The sequence below is a fragment of the Fusobacterium perfoetens genome (genome assembly GCF_021531595.1).
In the GTDB taxonomy this organism is placed as follows: domain Bacteria; phylum Fusobacteriota; class Fusobacteriia; order Fusobacteriales; family Fusobacteriaceae; genus Fusobacterium_B.
In genome coordinates this window covers 118,130-136,378 of the sequence record NZ_JADYUD010000006.1, presented here as the reverse complement: position 1 = coordinate 136,378, position 18,249 = coordinate 118,130, and the positions used below count along the sequence as shown (strand labels likewise).

Genomic DNA, 18,249 nt, shown 5'->3' with positions numbered 1-18,249 from the left:
TAGTACAATTTTTTCTCTCTGCTTAATATTGTACAGTTAATACTAATAAAAATCAAAGACTTTTTTCTCTTTTTTTAATCTTTTTTAACTATTTTTACAATTTCACAGGAACAATTTTAGAAATTCCTATTTTTTTATTCATAGTTACTCCGAACAGTGTATCTGATGATTTCATTGTTTCTTTATTATGAGTTATTAAAATAAACTGTGATTTCTCTGTAAATTCTTTAAGTTTATTTATAAGTTTTTTAGTATTTTTTTCATCAAGTGCTGCTTCAATCTCATCAAGGAAAGTAAAAGGACTTGGCTTATACATAAATATTGCCATGATAAATGCTATTGCAACCATTGATTTTTCTCCTCCTGAAAGAAGAGTAAGAGACTGTTTTTTCTTATTTTTAAATTTAACATAAATTTCAACACCACAGTTCTCATAACTTTCTTCACCTGAAAGAACTAAACTTCCTTCAGAGTTATCTATGGTTTCCATACACATCATATTAAAGTTTTCATTTATATTTTTATAAGCATCATAGAATCTTTCTTCTATAGCTTTTGAAATTTCTTCAATTATTTGAAGAAGAGAGGCTTTACTTTCTTCAAGATCCTCTTTTTGTGTTTTTATAAACTGATATTTTTTATCCAGTTCTTTAAATTCTTCAACAGCTAAAAGGTTTACTGTTTCAAAGTCCTTAAGTTTATTTGTAAGATTTCTTACCTTATCTGATGACTCTTTGTAATTAAGTTCTGCTACAAGTTTAGCTTCAACTTTTTCAAGTTGAGAAAGTCCCTCTTCAAGAGAAGAAATTTTTTCAGATACCTGAGAATATTTTTCTCTCTCTCCTTTAAGTTTTTCTTCCTCTTTATATTCTTGAGTTTCAAAATCTTTTATAACTCCTATAAGTTCTTTTTCTTTAATCTCAAGAAGTGCTTCTTTTTCTCTTGCAATCTGAAGTCCTCTATTTTCTTTTTCAAACTCAAATTCTTTTATCTCTTTTTCATCTTCAACTTTTTTAAGCTGTTCAAGTGATTTTTTAATTTCATCTTCCAACCTTAAAAGAGCTCCCTTTATTTGAGAAATTTCATTTTCTATATCATGCTTTTCATCTTCATTTCTTTTTATTTCATTATCAAGCTGAGAAAGTCTGTCTTTACTGTTTAAAAACTTTATTTTAATATCTGAAAATTCATCATTTAAAGTTTTTACAACTCTGTTTATTTCCTCAAGAGCACTGCTGTTTTTATCAATTTGCTCCTTATATTCTTTAGTAAGTTTTTCAATATTTTCTTTTCCAAGACTTGAATTTTTTATTCTTTTTTCATATTCTTTTGCATACTGTTCTTCTTCCTCTTTTTCAAGCATGAACATCTCTCTGTTTTTAGAAAGCTTTTCATCTTTCTGTTTAAGGCTTTCATATTCTTCAGTATATGCTTTTATGCTTTTCTTAAGAGCTTCTTCTTGGACATCAACCTGATAAATTTCATTTTCAAGTTCTTCAAGCTTTCTACTGTAATCATCAAGTTTTTTTCTGTTCTCATTTATTCTTGAAACCTGTTCATTAAGAACTGTCTCAAGTCTTTTCATCTCTTTTCTTCTTTCAAACATCTGAGAAATTGCAGAGTTTTTACTTTCTCCCCCTGTAATTCTTCCTGAACCACTTATAAGCTCTCCTGTAAGAGTTACAACATTTCCTGAATAAAGATTCTTCTTTGAAATATTTACTGCTGTATCAATATCTTTAACTATAAGAAGATTTCCAAGAACCATATCTATTATTTTTTGATATCTTGCATCAAATTTTATAAGTTCTGAAGCTCTTCCAACAACCCCTTCAAAAGAAGGCATCTCTTTTCTTGTAAATGTTTTTATTGTGTCAAGAGCAAGGAAAGAAGCTCTTCCAACTTTTCTTTCTTTAAGAATTTCTATACATTTTTTAGCAACAGTACTGTCATCTACAACAATATCTTGAAGATTTCCAGGAATTGCAGATTCAATAGCTTTTTCAAGATATTCAGGAATAGAAATAAGAGATATAAGTGCTCCATTTACACCTTTTATTCCACAGTTTAAAATTTCCTTTACCCCTCTGAAGAATCCATCATTATTTTCTTCAAATCTCACTAGGCTTTCATATTTTACTCTGTTTCTATTTTCTTCGCTCTCATCTCTTCTTAATATTTCAGACACCTTATTTGTATTTATACTGATTTCTGAAATTTGCTTTTCACAGATTACTTGTCTTTCCTCTGTCTCCTTAAGCATTTTTTCTTTAAAAAGTTTATTTTTAAGGGCACTTTCAAGAAGTTCTTTATTATCTTTTATTCTATCTTCTGTTTCTTTTATTTCCTGATTAAGAGAGTTTATTCTTGAATTACTTCCCTTAACCCTTCTTGAAGAACTTTCAATATCATTTACATACTGAAGTTTCTCAACTTCAAAATCAAGAATCTGTCTTTTCTTAACTTCTATATCTTTTTCAAGTTCTTTCTTTTCTGTTTCTTTCACTTGAATTTCATTTTCATATTTTGAAAAGTCATTTTCTCCAGACTTAATACTTTCTGCTGTCTTTTCTTTTTCTTTTATTATATTTTCAAGATACTCACTGTTTCTCACAGCTTTTTCTTCAGCATTTTTAAGTCTTTCTTTTCTGTCTTCTCTGTCTCTTTTATAAGCTTCCTGTCTTTCTGTAAGCTTTACTTTCTCTTTTTCAAAAGCAGTTATTGTGTTTTTAAGTTCTTCATTTTTATCTATATTTTCCTGAATAGATATTTTAAGCTGTTCTCTTTCTTCTGTTATTTTATTCAGTTCACTTTTTCCAGTTTCTCTTTTTTCTTTAATTTCTTCAAGATTTTTTCCAGCTTCTTCTATTTTTTCTTCTGTTTTTTGAAGAAGATTTCTGCTTTTTTCAAGTTCAAATAAAGTTATTCCTTTATTAAGAGAATCTCTTTCATTTTTTATTTCAAGAAAAGCAAGAGCTTTTTCAGCTTGTTTCTTTATCTTATTTCTGTTTTCATATGTTTCATTTAAGATAAGCTCTATTTTTTCAACTTCGTTGCTTACATTTTCAAGCTTTCTTTCAGACTCAGTTTTTCTCTGTTGAAATTTTTTAACTCCTGCAGCTTCTTCTATTATTTCTTTAACTTCTTTTTTAGAAGAAGATATTATTCTTTCAACTTTTCCCTGACCTATTACAGAATAAGCTGATTTTCCAACTCCTGTATCCATAAACATATCATTTATATCTTTAAGTCTTACTCTTCTGTCATTTACAGAATATTCATTTTCTCCATTTGCATAAAGTTTTCTTGTTATTTTTGCTGTATCTTCATTCATTGGAAAAAATCTGTCTCTGTTATCTATGTAAAGGGAAACTTCTGCACTGTTTGCAGGTTTTTTCTTATCTCCTCCTGAAAATATTACATCTTTACTCTCTTTTGCTCTTATATTTTTATATGACTGTTCTCCAAGAACCCATAAGATAGCATCAAGAATATTTGATTTTCCAGAACCATTAGGCCCTACAATAGAAGTTATCCCGCTGTCAAAATCTATTTTTATTCTTTCTCCGAAAGATTTGAACCCGTATATCTCTACACTTTTTAAATACATCTTTTGTTCTCCTTGATTAGTTTACAATATATATTTATCAAGATTTTCATCTTCAAACTGATCTTTGAAGACTTTTTCAACATATTTTTTATCTATGTTTATTTTTTTAGGCTCACCATAAGGAGCTTCAAACATTATGTCTCTTAATACCAGTTCCACTATTGCTGCAAGTCTTCTTGCTCCTATATTCTCTACATTGTCATTTAGTCTAAGGGCTGTTTCTGCAATTTTTTCAATTGCTCCTTTTGAAAAACTTATTTCCACATCATCAGCTTTTAAAAGAATTTTATACTGCTCAATTATGTTAAATTCAACATCTGTCAGTATTTTTATAAAGTCGTCCTTTGTTAAATCTTTCATCTCTACAACAATTGGAAATCTTCCTTGAAGTTCTGGCATAAGATCTGAGAAATCTGATTCTGAGAAAGCCCCAGCTGCTATAAATAAAATATGATCTGTCTTTACAGGCCCATAATTTGTCATTACAGTTGTTCCTTCAACAATAGGAAGAATATCTCTTTGAACCCCTTGTCTTGAAACTTCACTTCTTCCACTGTTTTCTCTTTCTGCAATCTTATCTATCTCATCTATAAATATTATTCCATCTTCTTCAGCCATTCTTAAAGCCTCTGGAATTATCTCGTCCATATCAATATTTTCGTTTATCTCTTTATTAAGCATAAATTCAATGGCATCTTTGACTTTCATTTTCATTTTCTTTGATTTTTTACTGCTGTCAAAAGTTGACATTATATTTTCAAGGACACTTCCTATCTCTCTTTCATCTCCTGCTCCTACAACTTCAACAATAGGAGAACCCATATTTGCAGTTTTAGGTTTTTCCACTTCAATAACTTCATCATCATATTTTCCTTCAAGAATATGATTTATAAGCTCATTTTTAAACTCATCATTAAGAGTATCCAGATTATTTATTTTCTTTGCCACATTTTCCACAGCATTCATATAGTATTCTTTTCTAAGTGACTCTATTTTTCTATTTTTCATTTTAGTTATAGTCACTGCAACAAGATCTTTTATTATGCTTTCAACATCTTTTCCAACATATCCAACTTCTGTATATTTTGTAGCTTCAACTTTTAGAAAAGGAGAATCTGTAATTTTAGCAAGCCTTCTTGCTATTTCAGTCTTTCCAACTCCTGTAGATCCCATAAGAATTATATTTTTAGGAGTTATCTCCTTTCTTAAAACCTCATCTTTTATCTCTTTTCTTCTGTATCTATTTCTAAGGGATACAGCCACATTTTTCTTGGCTTCTTCCTGAGAAACAATGTATTTATCAAGTTCTTCCACTATCTTTTTTGGAACAAGTTTATTATCTGTCATTATTTTTCTCCCAAATTTATTTTTTTATAAAAGGGGACTTTTGTATCTGAAAATCTGTAAAATAAAATTTTAGGAGATTGAAAATTTTTCCGTAATTTATGAAGCGAACTGAACGCTAAAAAATGACATTATTTGAGGACTTTAGTCCGAGTTTGTCATTTTTAGTGAAGTAAGCAAAATAAATAGGAAAATATTTTCACAGTATAAAATTTTATTTTACAGATATTTACAATAGTCCCCTTTAATTTCTATTTTAATATTTCATCTAAATTTTCTTTTAATTTTTCCAAAGCCCTTGCTCTATGGCTTATTTTATTCTTTATTTCAGGAATTTCAGCAAGAGTTTTTCCATACTCTTTCATAAAGAAATGAGGATCATAACCAAACCCCTCTGTTCCTTGAGGATTATCTATTATATCTCCTTCAACCTCTCCTCTGAAAGAATAAGTTTCTCCTGTAGGTTTAGCAAGAGTTATAACAGCGACGAATCTTGCTTTTCTATTTTCTATACCTTGAAGTTCTTTTACAAGCTTTTTATTATTATCAAGATCATTTCCATGTTCTCCTGCATATCTTGCAGAATATACTCCTGGAGCTCCATTAAGTGCATCTACACAAAGTCCTGAATCATCAGCTATTGTTATCATATTTGTAAACTTTGCTATTTCAAAGGCTTTTTTCTTTGAGTTTTCCTCAAAAGTAGTTCCGTCCTCTTCAACTTCAGGAATTTCTATTCCATCATTTATTGATAATATTTCCACATTATCCATTTTAAAAATCTTTTCTATCTCTTTTATTTTATGCTTATTTCCTGTAGCTAAAAATATTTTCATTTTTAAACTCCTTATTAATATTCCTGTATTCCATTAACTTGAAACTCTTCATGAAGAGTTTTAGCCTGAATATCTAAAAGTTGATTTATAGCTGCTTCTGCAAGGTCAAGAAGCTCATTTAATTCTGCTCTTGTATAAGTAGCTTCCTCTCCTGTTCCTTGAACTTCTATAAATTCTCCCTTGTCATTCATAATAACATTCATATCAACTTCAGCAGCTGAATCTTCACTGTATTTTAAGTCTGTCATAGGTATTCCACTTACTATTCCAACACTTACAGCAGCCACTTTTGATTTTATAGGATTTTCAGAAAGAACTCCATTTCTTACCATTCTTTCAACAGCCATAGCAAGAGCAATATATCCTCCTGTTATTGAAGCTGTTCTTGTTCCTCCGTCAGCTTGAATTACATCACAGTCTATAGTTATTGTTCTTTCTCCAAGTTTTTCAAGATCAATACATGAACGAAGTGATCTTCCTATAAGTCTTTGTATCTCCATTGTTCTACCTGAAAGTTTTCCTTTTGCAGACTCTCTCTGTGTTCTTTCTCCTGTTGCTCTTGGAAGCATAGAGTATTCTGCTGTTATCCAACCTTTTCCTTGATTTCTTAAGAAAGGAGGAACTTTATCTGAAACAGATGCAGTACATATAACCTTTGTATTTCCAAATGATATAAGTACAGATCCCTCTGCATGAATAGTATAGTTTCTTATAACATTTACTTTTCTGATATTATCTACTTCTCTTCCGTCTTCTCTTAATATTTTTTCCATTATCCTACTGTCTCCCTGTTTAATTTTAGTTCTTCATTTCTGTTGAACTGTATATTATATAGTCTTGTATATATTCCATTTTTTGCAAGAAGCTCTTCATGAGTTCCTATCTCTTTTATTTCCCCTTTCTCCATTACAACAATTTTATCAGCCCCTACTATTGTTGAAAGTCTGTGAGCTATAACAAAAGTTGTTCTTCCTACCATAAGCTTTTCAAGAGCATCCTGAACAAGTCTTTCTGACTCTGTGTCAAGAGCTGATGTTGCTTCATCAAGAATCATTATTGAAGGGTTTTGAATAAGAGCTCTGGCTATTGCTATTCTTTGTTTCTGTCCTCCTGAAAGAAGAACTCCTCTTTCTCCCACTTCAGTTTCAAAACCTTTTTCAAGATCTATTATGAAATTATAAGCATTTGCCATCTTAGCTGCTTTTTCTATTTCATCTCTTGTTATTCCTTCTTTTCCAAAAGATATATTTTCAGCAATAGTTCCACTGAAAAGGAAAGTTTCTTGAGGAACCATTCCTATATGCCCTCTGAAATCTTTAAGTGAGTATTCTCTTATATCAATATCATTTATTTTTATACTTCCTGAAACTGGATCATAAAATCTTGGTATCATATTTACAAGAGTTGTCTTTCCACTTCCACTGCTTCCTACAAATGCAACAACCTCACCTTTATTTACTTTAAGATTTATATTCTTAAGAACCTTTGCATCTGAATTAGGATATATAAAATCTACATTTTCAAATTTTACACTTTGAATATTTTCATCAAAAGTTTTTGGATTTTCAATATATGAATCTACTTCCTTTGCCTCTTTAAGAACTTCCATGACTCTGTCCCCTGACGGAATAATTTCATAAAGTTCACTGTTTCTGCTTATAAGCTTTTTAAGAGGAGACTGCATAAGTCCTATGGCTGTTATGAAAGATATTAAATCTCCTGCTGTTATAGATCCTGTATAAACAATCTGATATCCTCCGTAAGCTGCAACTAAAAGAACCATAGTTGTTGCAAGAAGTTCATTTAAAGGAGAAATCTTAGCTTTTATCTTTTGAGTTCTGTAAGTTCTCTCCATCTCTCCAAGAGTAACTTCTTTATATTTACTTATAACCATATCAGTTTTATTAAAGCCTTTTATAACCTGTATACCTGCAAGAGATTCCTGCATAAAAGCTGTTGCTTGTCCTATTGTATCCTGTCTTATTTTTCCTGATTTTCTCATTTTTTTAGTATATTTTTTTACAACTGCAAGCATTGAAGGAAGAACAGTTATTGAAACAAGTGCAAGTATAAAATCAACTTGAAACATTCTTACAAGAAAAATAAGAACTGTTACAAATTCTTTTAACATTTCAAATAGTAAAAAACCTATTTTTCCAAGACTTGAAGAATCTCCTGAAAGTCTTGCCATTATATCTCCCAATTTATTTTGTGTAAAATATGACATTGGAAGATTTTCAATATGCTCAAATATATCTATTTTTATATCTCTTCTTATTTTTTCTGTAAGATAAGAAGATGTTGTAGATGAATAGTAAGCTGTTACAAGTTTTAAAACCGTAGTAATAAAAATCGCTGCTCCGATAAGAATCATTGTTTTTCCATTTTTAGATATTAAAACATCATCTACAAGATATTTTGTAAGCCATGCTGGTGCTGCTCCAAGAGCTGAAGAAAGCGATGATATAAAGATCGTCCATATAAGCCACCCTTTATATCTCAAGCTATATTTCAGAAAACCTCCAAGGGCATCACTTTTATAAACCTGGTTTAATTTTTCTTTTATCATTAGTTTTTATCCCCTTAATATATACTCGCCGTAATTTTTTACCACATCTTTTCCTGAAAGCTTTTCTCTTATTTCTCTTATTTCTTTATTTATTTTATCCTCTTTGCTCTTTAAAAGATTAAGATGGAAAAGAACTTCTTTTCCTGTACATTTCTCCTGAAGAAGCTCAGGAAAAACTTCTTTGTTAAGAGTCAAATTAGGAAGAGAAACAAGCCCTAGTTTTAGTATATGTCTTGCTATAAAGGCATTTACAGCACTTGTTTTATAAAGAACAACAGCAGGTATTCCCATAAGAGCAAGTTCAAGAGTAACAGTTCCTGAAGCTGCCACTGCCACTTCACACTCCTTTACTGCCTCTTCAAGAGTTTTATTTGTCTCTATCACAAGATTTGGATATTTCAGTAAATCATTTTCTATCCATTCAAAAGGTTTTGCACTATGAAGTTTAAGTACAAAAGTTTTATCAGGTCTTTCTTTCACAACCTGAAGCATAATTGGCATAAGAGACTGTATCTCCTGCTTTCTGCTTCCAGGTAAAAGAAGAATTCTGTCCCCTCTCTTTTCAATAAGAGAATATTTTTCAGAAAAAGGATTTCCATAATAAACTGCATTTATCCCATGTTTTTTATAAAAATCAACTTCCCATGGGAATATAACAAGAATATGATCTGCAAGCTTTAAGGTATCTATTCTTTTTTCTCCCCATACCCAAAGTTTTGGAGGTATATAATAATAAACCTCAACCTCAGGTTGTTCTTTTTTAAGAAGTTTTAAAAAAGCAAGATTAAATCCTCCGTAATCTACAAGAATAACCTTATCTATCTTATTCTTTCTTATAAATTCAAGGTATTCTGCAGCCTTTTTTTTAAGAAAACCGTATTTTTTCAGTCCTTCTACAAATCCCATTACAGCAAGTTCTCTGATATCTTGTATTATCTCAACCCCTGCTTCTCTGCTGTGGTCTCCTGCTGCTCCATAAAATTTTACACTGCTGTCTATCTTTAAAATATTTTTTACTAAATATGAAAGGTGCAGGTCTCCTGAAACTTCTCCTGCTGATACAAATATTTTCATGCTGCTGCCCCCTTTAAGGCTTTACTCCTATTATAAATATATTATGTTCATCTGCAAGCTTTATAGATTCTTCCTGATCAACAAAAAGCATCTTTCCAGCTTCTCCTACAATTCCTCTGGCTTTTATTTCAACTAATCTTTTAATTGTGTTTATACCAACTGTAGGAATGTCAACCCTCATATCCTGCTGAGGTCTTGCCATCTTTACTACTATACATCCTTCTCCTCCAAGCTCTCCCCCTCTTAAAATAGCCTTATCTGTTCCTTCTATTCCTTCAAGGGCAACAACGGAACTGTCTTTGCATACTACAGTCTGACCTGCATCAATCTCACTTAAATGTTTTGCAGCTTCAATTCCTATGCTTATAGTCTTATTTTCCTCCTGAGCTGGTCTCATTTTTGTATAGCATTTTTCTTCAAACATTATGTTTTTTAAAAGATAGTTCTGAGGAAGAACTTTAATTCCATTAAGTCTGAAAAAAGCAATAACGGCAAAAAGGAGAGTTTCATCTTTTTTGTCTGGAAGACCTTTGATTATTTCCTCTCCATATTTGTCAAGCTCCATATTTTGAAAAATTACCTCTTTTTCCACTTTTCCAAGCATAACAACTTCTTTTATTCCGTTAATTATAAAGTGTTTTGTAATTTTTCCTACTTCGCCTATATTAAATCTTTTAAAGTTTTTATACTCTTTTACTTCATTTTCTATAGTGTCAAACAGTCCTATTGGAAAAACTTCTATATTTTCTTCTCTTTTTATTTCCCTTAAAAAAGAGCAAGGAAGCTTTCCATTTCCAACTATCACACCTATTTTTTTCATTATTTTGCTATCCCCCGTTTACTGTTTTTTATAAAATCAACAAGGTACATTACATTTTTACTTTCAGAATAAGTCTCTTCCAACTGACTTAATGCTTCTTTTAAAGGAAGTCCTTTTCTGAATATTGTTCTGTAGGCTCTTTTCAGTTCAAGAAGTTCCTCATCTGTAAATCCTCTTCTTCTAAGTCCTACATTATTAAGTCCTGCAGGGACAACTTTATTTCCATCTGCAAGGATAAATGGGCATACATCCTGAGTAACTGCTGATGCTCCTCCTACCATTGCATGTGCTCCTATTCTGCAGAACTGATGAACAGGAGTCATTCCTCCAACTATTACATAATCATCTATAACAACATGTCCTGCAAGAGTTGCATTATTTGAAAAAATACAATTATCTCCTATGATTACATCATGAGCAACATGAACATAAGCCATGATAAGATTGTTGTTTCCTATTCTAGTTTCCCATCTGTCGTCTGTTCCTCTGTGAATAGTAACAAACTCTCTTATAGTATTGTTATTTCCTATAATTGTTTTAGTTGGTTCACCTTTATATTTTAAATCCTGACTGGCTTTTCCAATAGATGCAAAAGAATAAATTGTATTATTTTCTCCTATTTCTGTAATACCTTCTATTACAACATGAGACTGAATAACTGTATTTGCTCCTATTTTTACATCCTTCCCTATAATACAAAAAGGACCTATCTTTACACCATCTCCTATAATGGCTCCCTCTTCTATTATGGAAGTCTTATGTATTTCTACCACTTTCTTCCCCCTATCCAGATATTATTTATCCATAATACTGAAAGTAAATTTTACTTCTGCAACAACTTTTCCGTCAACTTTAGCAGTTCCATTAGCTTTTACTATATTTCTTTTTTGTTTTTCAATTTGTGCTTCATACACAAGCTGATCCCCAGGTCTTACAGGTGCTTTGAATTTAACATTTTCAATAGCTGCAAAATAAGGTACTTTTGGATTTTCAGGATCTCCTTGTTGTTCAAAAACTAAAACTCCAAGACATTGAGCAATTCCTTCAACAATTATTACTCCAGGTACTATAGGGTGTCCTGGGAAATGTCCATTAAAATAGTTTTCATTTACTGTAACATTTTTTATTCCTTTTACTTTTTGATTTTCTAAATCAAGTTCTAATATTCTATCCACAAGCAAAAATGGATATCTGTGTGGTATTCTTTTCATTATTTCAAGTGTATCTAACATTAATTTATCCTCCTAAATGTTCTCTTAATATATTATACCAAATTTTTAATATAAAGTTATATTTTTTTTAATAAGTGTGCAAATTCTATATCAAGAGCATGTCCTGCTTTTACTGCTATTATATGTGCTTTTATAGGTCTGTTTAAGATTTTAAGATCCCCTATTATATCAAGCATCTTATGTCTTACAAACTCATCTTCATATCTAAGCCCTCCAGGATTCATCACTCCATCTTTCTGAATAACTATTGCATTTTCAAGAGTTCCTCCAAGAGCAAGATTATTTTTCTTTAAGTACTCAATTTCATAATCAAAACCAAATGTTCTTGCATTTTCTATATTATTTTTATAATTTTCTAAATTAATATCCAGTTCAAGCATCTGAGTTTTTAAAAAAGTATGATCAAATTTTATTGTATATGTAAGCTTATATCCATCATAAGGAAGAGCAACTATATGTTTATCGCCCTTTGAAAGATATACTGGCTCTTTCACAACTATTTCCATAACATCTTCATCAAGTTCTCTTATACCTGCTTTTTCCATTTCTTCAATGAATACTTTTGCACTTCCATCTCCTATTGGAAGTTCATTTTCATCAAGCTCCACAATTAAATCTGTTATTCCTAAAATATAAAGGGCAGATAAAAAGTGTTCTATTGTATGAACTTTTGCATCATACTCATTTTTTAAATTAGTTCCTCTTGTAAGGTCAAATGTATTTTCTATGTCAAGGGCTATTTCATTTTTCCCCTCTTCCATATCAACCCTTTTAAAAATGATTCCTCCTTTTTCAGCAGGAATAAGATGAAGCTTTATATTCTTTCCTTTATGAAGTCCTATTCCTTCATAAAATACTTCATTCATCAGAGTTTTTCTTTTCAATTCAATGCCTCCTATTTTTAAAATTCTATCTCTTAAAAATATTTATTTTTTTAAAAATTTATCTGCAAGTATCATAGCAATCTCTTTTTTTCCATCTACAAACTGCACCTGTATTTTTTTCTCATTTACACCTACAACTTTTCCAAGTCCGAATTTTATATGTGTAACCTTATCTCCCACTTTATATGGAAAATCTTTTACTGCCTCAAGCTGTTTCCCAAGTTTTTTTGTGTCTGAAATAATATTAAGTTTCATTCCACTTTCAGCTGCTTTATTTATTTTTCTTTCAATTTCTTTTACAGCTGTTTCTATTGCTATATTTTTTCTTACTTCAAAAAGATTCTGAGGTATCTCATCAACAAATCTTGATCTTGTTCTGTAATCCATATTTCCATACATATATCTAATTGCAGCATGACTTATATAAAGTTTTTCCTCTGCTCTTGTTATTGCAACATAACAAATTCTTCTTTCTTCTTCAAGAGCTTCTCTGTCAATCATAACTTTAGTTGTATTTGGAAAAATTTCATCTTCCATTCCCACTAAAAATACAACAGGAAATTCAAGACCTTTTGCATTATGAATTGTCATAAGTTTTACATATTCTCTTTCAGAATCAAGATCATCTGTTGCACTTACAAGAGAAACATTTTCAAGATATTCTCTTAAAGTAAGATTATCAATTACATTTTCAAGTTCTATAATAGAGTTTTTAAGTTCTTCTATATTTTCAATTCTTGATTCTGCATCATCATAAGAACTATTTAAATATGAGAAATATCCAACTTTTTTTATAATTTCATCAAAAAGTTCTGATACAGAAAGTTCCATGCTAAGTTCTTCAAATTCTGTCATCATCATTGAAAATTCTTTTAATTTTTCAATAACTGCAGAACTAAGCCCAGGTATATTTTCTGCTTCTTTTAAGCTGTCATATATTGAAAGCCCTTTCTCTTCAGCATAGACTTTTATTTTTTCTATTGTTTTATCCCCGATTTTTCTTTTAGGAACATTTATAATTCTGTCAAGATTAATACCATCTCTTGTATTATTAACTACAGACATATAAGCAAGAATATCTTTTATCTCTGCTCTTTGATAGAATTGCATTCCTCCAAAAACCTTATAAGGAATATTATATCTTAAAAATCCTTCTTCAAAAAGTCTTGACTGTGCATTTGTTCTGTAAAGGATAGTAAAGTCATTATATCTTCTTCCTTTATTTTTCATCTGAACTATTTCTTCAACAACAAAATTTACTTCATCACGACCGTCAGCACATGGCTTAAGTATAATTTTATCCCCTGAAACTTTCTTTGTCCAAAGTTTCTTATCTTTTGAACTTGTGTTATTTTTTATAACTTCATTAGCTGCTTCAAGTATTATCTTTGTTGAACGGTAATTTTCTTCAAGTTTTATAACTTTTGCATCTTTATAGTCTTTTTCAAAATCTAAGATATTTCTTATATCTGCACCTCTGAAACCATAAATACTTTGGTTTTCATCTCCTACAACACAAATATTTCTATATTTCTGTGCAATTTTATTTACTATCCTATATTGAATATTATTTGTATCCTGATACTCATCAACCATTATATATCTAAATTTTTCCTGAAGTTTTTCTAAAATTTCTCTGTTTTCAAGAAGTTTATATGTATTTGTCAAAATATCAGAAAAATCCATTCCATTATTTTCTTTTAAAGTTTGATTATATCTTTTATATACCTCATAAATTATATTGGCATCAGGTTCAAACCTACAAGTTTTTTCATATTCTTCAGGGGACATTCCATCCTCTTTTAATTTTGAAATTTTTGAAACAATTTTTCCCTCTGTTAAATCTTTATTTTTAATAACTAATTGTTTCATTATTCCTTTTACAACTTTTTTCTGATCATCAACATCATAGATTGTAAAGTTGGGATTATATCCTATGGCTTTACTGTAAACTCTTAAAAGTCTTAAACCAAAAGAGTGGAAAGTTGAAATCATTGCTCTTTTTCCATCTTCTCCAATTAAGTTTTCAACTCTTTCTCTCATCTCTTTAGCAGCTTTATTTGTAAATGTAACTGCAAGAATTGAGTAGGGAGAGATTCCAAGCTCCTTTATCATATGTGCTATTCTATATGTTATTGTTCTTGTTTTTCCTGAACCAGCTCCTGCAAGAATAAGAAGAGGACCTTCTACTTTTGCTCCTGCTTTTTTCTGTTCAGCATTTAAGTTATCAAGTATACTCATTGCATCTCCTTAAAATTATACCATATTTACTTCATCAATTAATCTATCAGGTAATCAATATGAATCATAACCTCTTTTACCTCTTTAAAATCCATCATAATAGATTCTTCAAGAGCATCAGCAAGGTGATGTGCCTTATATACAGTAAGATTTTTATCAACTCTTATATGAAGGCTTAAAAATATCTTATCTCCTGATCTTCTCATATATATATCATGTACATTTTTTATATTTGTATTTTTATAAACATATTCTTCTATCTCTTTTATAAAATCTTCTTCCTGTTTATCAAGAATTATATTTGAAGTTTCAAAAATTGTGCTCACTCCCTCTTTTAAAATAAGAGCAGCTACAATTATACTCACTATTGTATCAAATATTGGAGAAACATAAATAGAAAGTAAAATTCCTATTATAACCCCCCCTGAAGACAATACATCACTTTTACTGTCTCTTGCATCAGCTATAAGAGCTATATTATTTGTTGCTTTCCCAACTTTCATTTTATAAAAGTACATTCCATATTTTACTACAACTGAAATAAGAGCCAGATAAATTGTAGAAAAAGCTGGTATTACTTTATCATTTCCATTAAAAAGTTCAACTACTGCTCCCCTTCCTATTTCAAAAGCTGTAATTACAACAAAAAGACCAACCATTATCCCTATTACACTTTCTATTTTTTCGTGTCCATAAGGATGATCTTCATCTTCTGGCATATTGCTGAAATGAATACCAAGAAGAATAGCTGCTGAACTTACAACATCAGAAAGAGAGTTTACCCCATCTGCTATAAGGGCATTTGATTTCCCTTTTATACCACCAATTATTTTTATTGCAGCAAGAAATATATTAAGAAAAATAGATCCCAATGCAACAAGTGCACCATCTTTTTTTCTACTGTCTTTTCCTTTTATGTCTATAATAAATTTTCCTTTTATATCTTTAAAACCAAATTTTCTCAAGAAATTTTTTATATTTCTGTCTTCTCCCTCATAAACTATAACATCTTTTTTATCTTTTCCTGCATAATTTATAAAGAAGTTCATTAACTTTGTTCCAAAAGATTTATATCTTTCCTCTTTTTTTATAAAAATTTTTTCAATGATGAATCTGTTTCCCTTTTCAACAGCTGCAATATACCCTGTCTTTTCTCCATTGCATTCTAAAATTATATATTCTGCATCATCAAATACAGGTATTGACTTATCAAGTTTTTCATATTCTACTATGCTTTCTTTAATTTCATCTGCTTCTGCAACTCTGTACATTTTATGTCCACCTCTGTTTTATAAAAAAAAGGAGAAGTTACCTTCTCCCTATGACATCTTTTTTAAAGCCACAAACAGAAAATAACTTTGAACCTACACCCGCAATTAATACCTTAGTGCTGCTTCCTTCCGAATCTGACACGGTTCGATATAATTACGCCGTAAGCCTCCATCACCTCTGTTTGTGACCTTTAGCATTATATCATATCTCTTTTTTCTAGTCAATGTATATTATTTTTTATTTAAAAGATTTCAAAAATCCTTCAAGTTTAGATTTCAGTTCCTCTTTTCCTTTTTTTATTTCATCTCCATATTTTTCTTTAAATTCTCTCTCAAGTTTTTTTAGCTGAGACACATCTGCTCCCATATAAATTCCTATCTCTTCAGCAATATTACTTTTTACAGTTATCTTTCTTGTAGCTGGATTATATTTATATGATATTTCCATATCGCCTATTCTGTCTGAAATATTTCCTGTTATTTTTTCAATTGCATCTTTATCATTGAAGAATCTTTTTGCAATACTTTCTTTGTTAAGAATAATATTTTTTACTTCAACATCTCCTGAAATTCCTATTGCATCTCCATTTAAAACAATTTTTTGATTAAGGAAAGCCATTCCTCTTGCATAATCAGCCACTTCTTTTACTTGAGTTATATCTGCATTATTTATAACTGTTGAAATTTGTCCTTGCATTTTATAAGGATTTACAGATCCTGAAATTCTTCCTGTCTCCCCTCCTAAAAGGCTTTCAAGAACAAAAACAACTTCTTTGTCCATCTTTGTTTTATCAGTAGAAAATTCACTTACCATTCCTTTAAATTCTCTTCCAAAAAGATGTGTAGAAAGATTTATAACACCTATTTCAACACTCCATTCCATTTGAGAAGCTTCTTTAAGTCCTATTTGAATATTGTTGCTTAAAGCTCTGTATTCTTTTATTATTTCTAAAAGATATTCTTCTGCAACACTTCCAATTTTATAATTTATATATTTATCTATCATAGGAGTTGTTGCTGCAAGAAATATTCCTCTTGCTCTCTTAAATCTCTCTGCATCATTATCTGAAACTTTAAGAAGAAGCTGATAATTATTTAAAACTGTATCAGCAATAGCTTTAAGTTCTGCCTCAGAAAGTTTTTCTGTATTTGTTCCTGTAACTTCCTGTCTTGCATTAAGAAGAGGCTGTTTTACATTTTTTCTGTCAGTTTTCACATTAAGATCTATATTTTCAATATTTACACTGTCAACTCTTATCTTTTTATTGAAAAGTTCTTTATAATTTAATTTTGTTGTTATTTTTCCAATATGCACGATGTCATAAGCATCATTTTCTTTGCTTTCAATTCCTACACCTTTAAGTTCAAGAAGTTCTTTAAACACAGAATAATCAACACCATAAATTCTTACTGGTGTTCCAAGTGAGTTAGTAAGCTCTTTTTCAAGCACCTTTTTTATAACTGTATCTTTTAAACCAAAAAATCCTACAACTAAAACCATAAGAAAGACTATAATACCCTGTAATAATTTTCTCATTGCTGTTCCTCCTTCTATATGAACTTTTTCACATTTATTCTTATTTTATTTTTTCTGTTTTCTCCTTTTATTTCCTGAAACTTAAATTTTCCTATTTTCTTTACAGTGAGAATATCTCCCTCCTTTATTTCTGTACTTTTATCTTTTTGGATATTGTAATTAAGAAGAACATTTCCCTTTTCAATCTCTTCTACACTTTTTTGCCTTGAAAGTCCTGTAACAGCTGAAACAAAACTATCTATTCTAAGAGAACTCACAAGAAGTATTTCTGATTTAAATTCACTTTCAGGAACATCTTCTTTAAGTATTTCCTGAAATTTTACAGGAACATTACCTATTTTTTTTATCTCTTGATTTATTATACCATATTTTTCCTCTGTAATTATACCAAAACATATACTATTTTTTACAATTAAGTCTCCCATTATCTCTCTTTTAATTCCAAGACTCATTATTGTTCCAAGAAAATCTTTATGAAAAAGTTCTCTGAATTTATTTTGTCCATCTATTTTAAAATATACAACTGGAAAATCAAAGTATGAAATATCATAATCTTTAGGAGAAATCATTATCATTTTCTTTTCAGAATCACTATTTAAACCTTTGCATATAAATTTAAGCCCATTTATATTATTTTTTTCAAGAAAACTCCATATTGCTGGAGGATAAAATTCCTTTGTAAATATTGGAACTTCTGTTTCTTCTGCAAGTTCTATATCATTCCACAAGCTGCTTAGCATATATTCATCACTATCTTTAAAAAGTTTTAAAAATGATTTTTTATCCATCTTCTGCTCCTTATAAATCTTATTAAATCTAAATTTTATCATA

14 protein-coding genes and 1 other RNA gene are annotated in these 18,249 nt (G+C 29.9%); all 15 read right to left on the bottom strand.

Annotation, left to right across the window (positions count from 1 at the left end; translation table 11 throughout):
- Positions 1-94 precede the first annotated feature (94 nt).
- The 15 genes from smc to I6E17_RS05050 all read right to left on the bottom strand — a co-directional run bounded on the left by smc (position 95) and on the right by I6E17_RS05050 (position 18,206).
- The gene (smc, locus tag I6E17_RS05120; RefSeq protein WP_235235982.1) at positions 95-3,610 is read right to left on the bottom strand and encodes a chromosome segregation protein SMC; all 3,516 of its coding nucleotides are present in this window, start codon (positions 3,608-3,610) and stop codon (positions 95-97) included.
- Between the two features lie 21 nt (positions 3,611-3,631).
- Positions 3,632-4,957 carry an ATP-dependent protease ATPase subunit HslU gene (gene hslU / locus I6E17_RS05115; RefSeq protein ID WP_235235981.1) on the bottom strand — a complete coding sequence of 442 codons (1,326 nt, stop codon included), beginning with the start codon at positions 4,955-4,957 and terminating at the stop codon, positions 3,632-3,634.
- A gap of 248 nt (positions 4,958-5,205) precedes the next feature.
- Positions 5,206-5,790 carry an XTP/dITP diphosphatase gene (locus I6E17_RS05110; protein ID WP_235235980.1) on the bottom strand — a complete coding sequence of 195 codons (585 nt, stop codon included), beginning with the start codon at positions 5,788-5,790 and terminating at the stop codon, positions 5,206-5,208.
- Between the two features lie 14 nt (positions 5,791-5,804).
- A complete protein-coding gene (gene rph / locus I6E17_RS05105; protein WP_176828513.1) occupies positions 5,805-6,563 on the bottom strand; it encodes a ribonuclease PH in 759 nt (252 codons plus the stop codon).
- Positions 6,563-8,359: an ABC transporter ATP-binding protein gene (locus I6E17_RS05100; protein WP_176828512.1), complete on the bottom strand. Its 1,797-nt coding sequence runs from the start codon at positions 8,357-8,359 to the stop codon at positions 6,563-6,565. Before I6E17_RS05100 ends, rph begins: the two co-directional genes overlap by 1 nt.
- A 6-nt stretch (positions 8,360-8,365) precedes the next feature.
- On the bottom strand, positions 8,366-9,433 hold the full coding sequence (gene lpxB / locus I6E17_RS05095; protein ID WP_235235979.1) for a lipid-A-disaccharide synthase: 1,068 nt from the start codon (positions 9,431-9,433) through the stop codon (positions 8,366-8,368).
- A 13-nt stretch (positions 9,434-9,446) separates the two neighbouring features.
- The gene (locus I6E17_RS05090) at positions 9,447-10,253 is read right to left on the bottom strand and encodes an LpxI family protein (protein ID WP_235235977.1); all 807 of its coding nucleotides are present in this window, start codon (positions 10,251-10,253) and stop codon (positions 9,447-9,449) included.
- A complete protein-coding gene (gene lpxA, locus I6E17_RS05085; RefSeq protein WP_176828509.1) occupies positions 10,253-11,026 on the bottom strand; it encodes an acyl-ACP--UDP-N-acetylglucosamine O-acyltransferase in 774 nt (257 codons plus the stop codon). The genes I6E17_RS05090 and lpxA overlap by 1 nt, the downstream gene beginning before the upstream one ends.
- 21 nt (positions 11,027-11,047) lie before the next feature.
- Positions 11,048-11,485 carry a 3-hydroxyacyl-ACP dehydratase FabZ gene (fabZ, locus tag I6E17_RS05080; RefSeq protein WP_176828508.1) on the bottom strand — a complete coding sequence of 146 codons (438 nt, stop codon included), beginning with the start codon at positions 11,483-11,485 and terminating at the stop codon, positions 11,048-11,050.
- Positions 11,486-11,541: 56 nt separating this feature from the next.
- Positions 11,542-12,369: a UDP-3-O-acyl-N-acetylglucosamine deacetylase gene (lpxC, locus tag I6E17_RS05075; RefSeq protein ID WP_176828507.1), complete on the bottom strand. Its 828-nt coding sequence runs from the start codon at positions 12,367-12,369 to the stop codon at positions 11,542-11,544.
- Positions 12,370-12,411: 42 nt separating this feature from the next.
- Positions 12,412-14,610, bottom strand: coding sequence for an ATP-dependent helicase (locus I6E17_RS05070; RefSeq protein WP_235235976.1), 2,199 nt, complete (start codon positions 14,608-14,610; stop codon positions 12,412-12,414).
- A 38-nt stretch (positions 14,611-14,648) separates the two neighbouring features.
- The gene (locus I6E17_RS05065; protein WP_235235974.1) at positions 14,649-15,881 is read right to left on the bottom strand and encodes a GNAT family N-acetyltransferase; all 1,233 of its coding nucleotides are present in this window, start codon (positions 15,879-15,881) and stop codon (positions 14,649-14,651) included.
- Positions 15,882-15,962: 81 nt separating this feature from the next.
- An RNA gene (gene ffs / locus I6E17_RS05060) (signal recognition particle sRNA small type) lies at positions 15,963-16,056 on the bottom strand.
- Positions 16,057-16,119: 63 nt separating this feature from the next.
- A complete protein-coding gene (locus I6E17_RS05055; RefSeq protein ID WP_176828504.1) occupies positions 16,120-17,418 on the bottom strand; it encodes a hypothetical protein in 1,299 nt (432 codons plus the stop codon).
- A gap of 14 nt (positions 17,419-17,432) precedes the next feature.
- Positions 17,433-18,206: an RNA-binding protein gene (locus tag I6E17_RS05050; RefSeq protein ID WP_235235972.1), complete on the bottom strand. Its 774-nt coding sequence runs from the start codon at positions 18,204-18,206 to the stop codon at positions 17,433-17,435.
- Positions 18,207-18,249: the final 43 nt, after the last annotated feature.

Bases quoted from the DNA above. Each gene is read 5' to 3' on its own strand.
- smc (WP_235235982.1), bottom strand. From the start codon at position 3,610: ATGTATTTAAAAAGTGTAGAGATATACGGGTTCAAATCTTTCGGAGAA.
- hslU (WP_235235981.1), bottom strand. From the start codon at position 4,957: ATGACAGATAATAAACTTGTTCCAAAAAAGATAGTGGAAGAACTTGAT.
- I6E17_RS05110 (WP_235235980.1), bottom strand. From the start codon at position 5,790: ATGAAAATATTTTTAGCTACAGGAAATAAGCATAAAATAAAAGAGATA.
- rph (WP_176828513.1), bottom strand. From the start codon at position 6,563: ATGGAAAAAATATTAAGAGAAGACGGAAGAGAAGTAGATAATATCAGA.
- I6E17_RS05100 (WP_176828512.1), bottom strand. From the start codon at position 8,359: ATGATAAAAGAAAAATTAAACCAGGTTTATAAAAGTGATGCCCTTGGA.
- lpxB (WP_235235979.1), bottom strand. From the start codon at position 9,433: ATGAAAATATTTGTATCAGCAGGAGAAGTTTCAGGAGACCTGCACCTT.
- I6E17_RS05090 (WP_235235977.1), bottom strand. From the start codon at position 10,253: ATGAAAAAAATAGGTGTGATAGTTGGAAATGGAAAGCTTCCTTGCTCT.
- fabZ (WP_176828508.1), bottom strand. From the start codon at position 11,485: ATGTTAGATACACTTGAAATAATGAAAAGAATACCACACAGATATCCA.
- I6E17_RS05070 (WP_235235976.1), bottom strand. From the start codon at position 14,610: ATGAGTATACTTGATAACTTAAATGCTGAACAGAAAAAAGCAGGAGCA.
- I6E17_RS05065 (WP_235235974.1), bottom strand. From the start codon at position 15,881: ATGTACAGAGTTGCAGAAGCAGATGAAATTAAAGAAAGCATAGTAGAA.
- I6E17_RS05055 (WP_176828504.1), bottom strand. From the start codon at position 17,418: ATGAGAAAATTATTACAGGGTATTATAGTCTTTCTTATGGTTTTAGTT.
- I6E17_RS05050 (WP_235235972.1), bottom strand. From the start codon at position 18,206: ATGGATAAAAAATCATTTTTAAAACTTTTTAAAGATAGTGATGAATAT.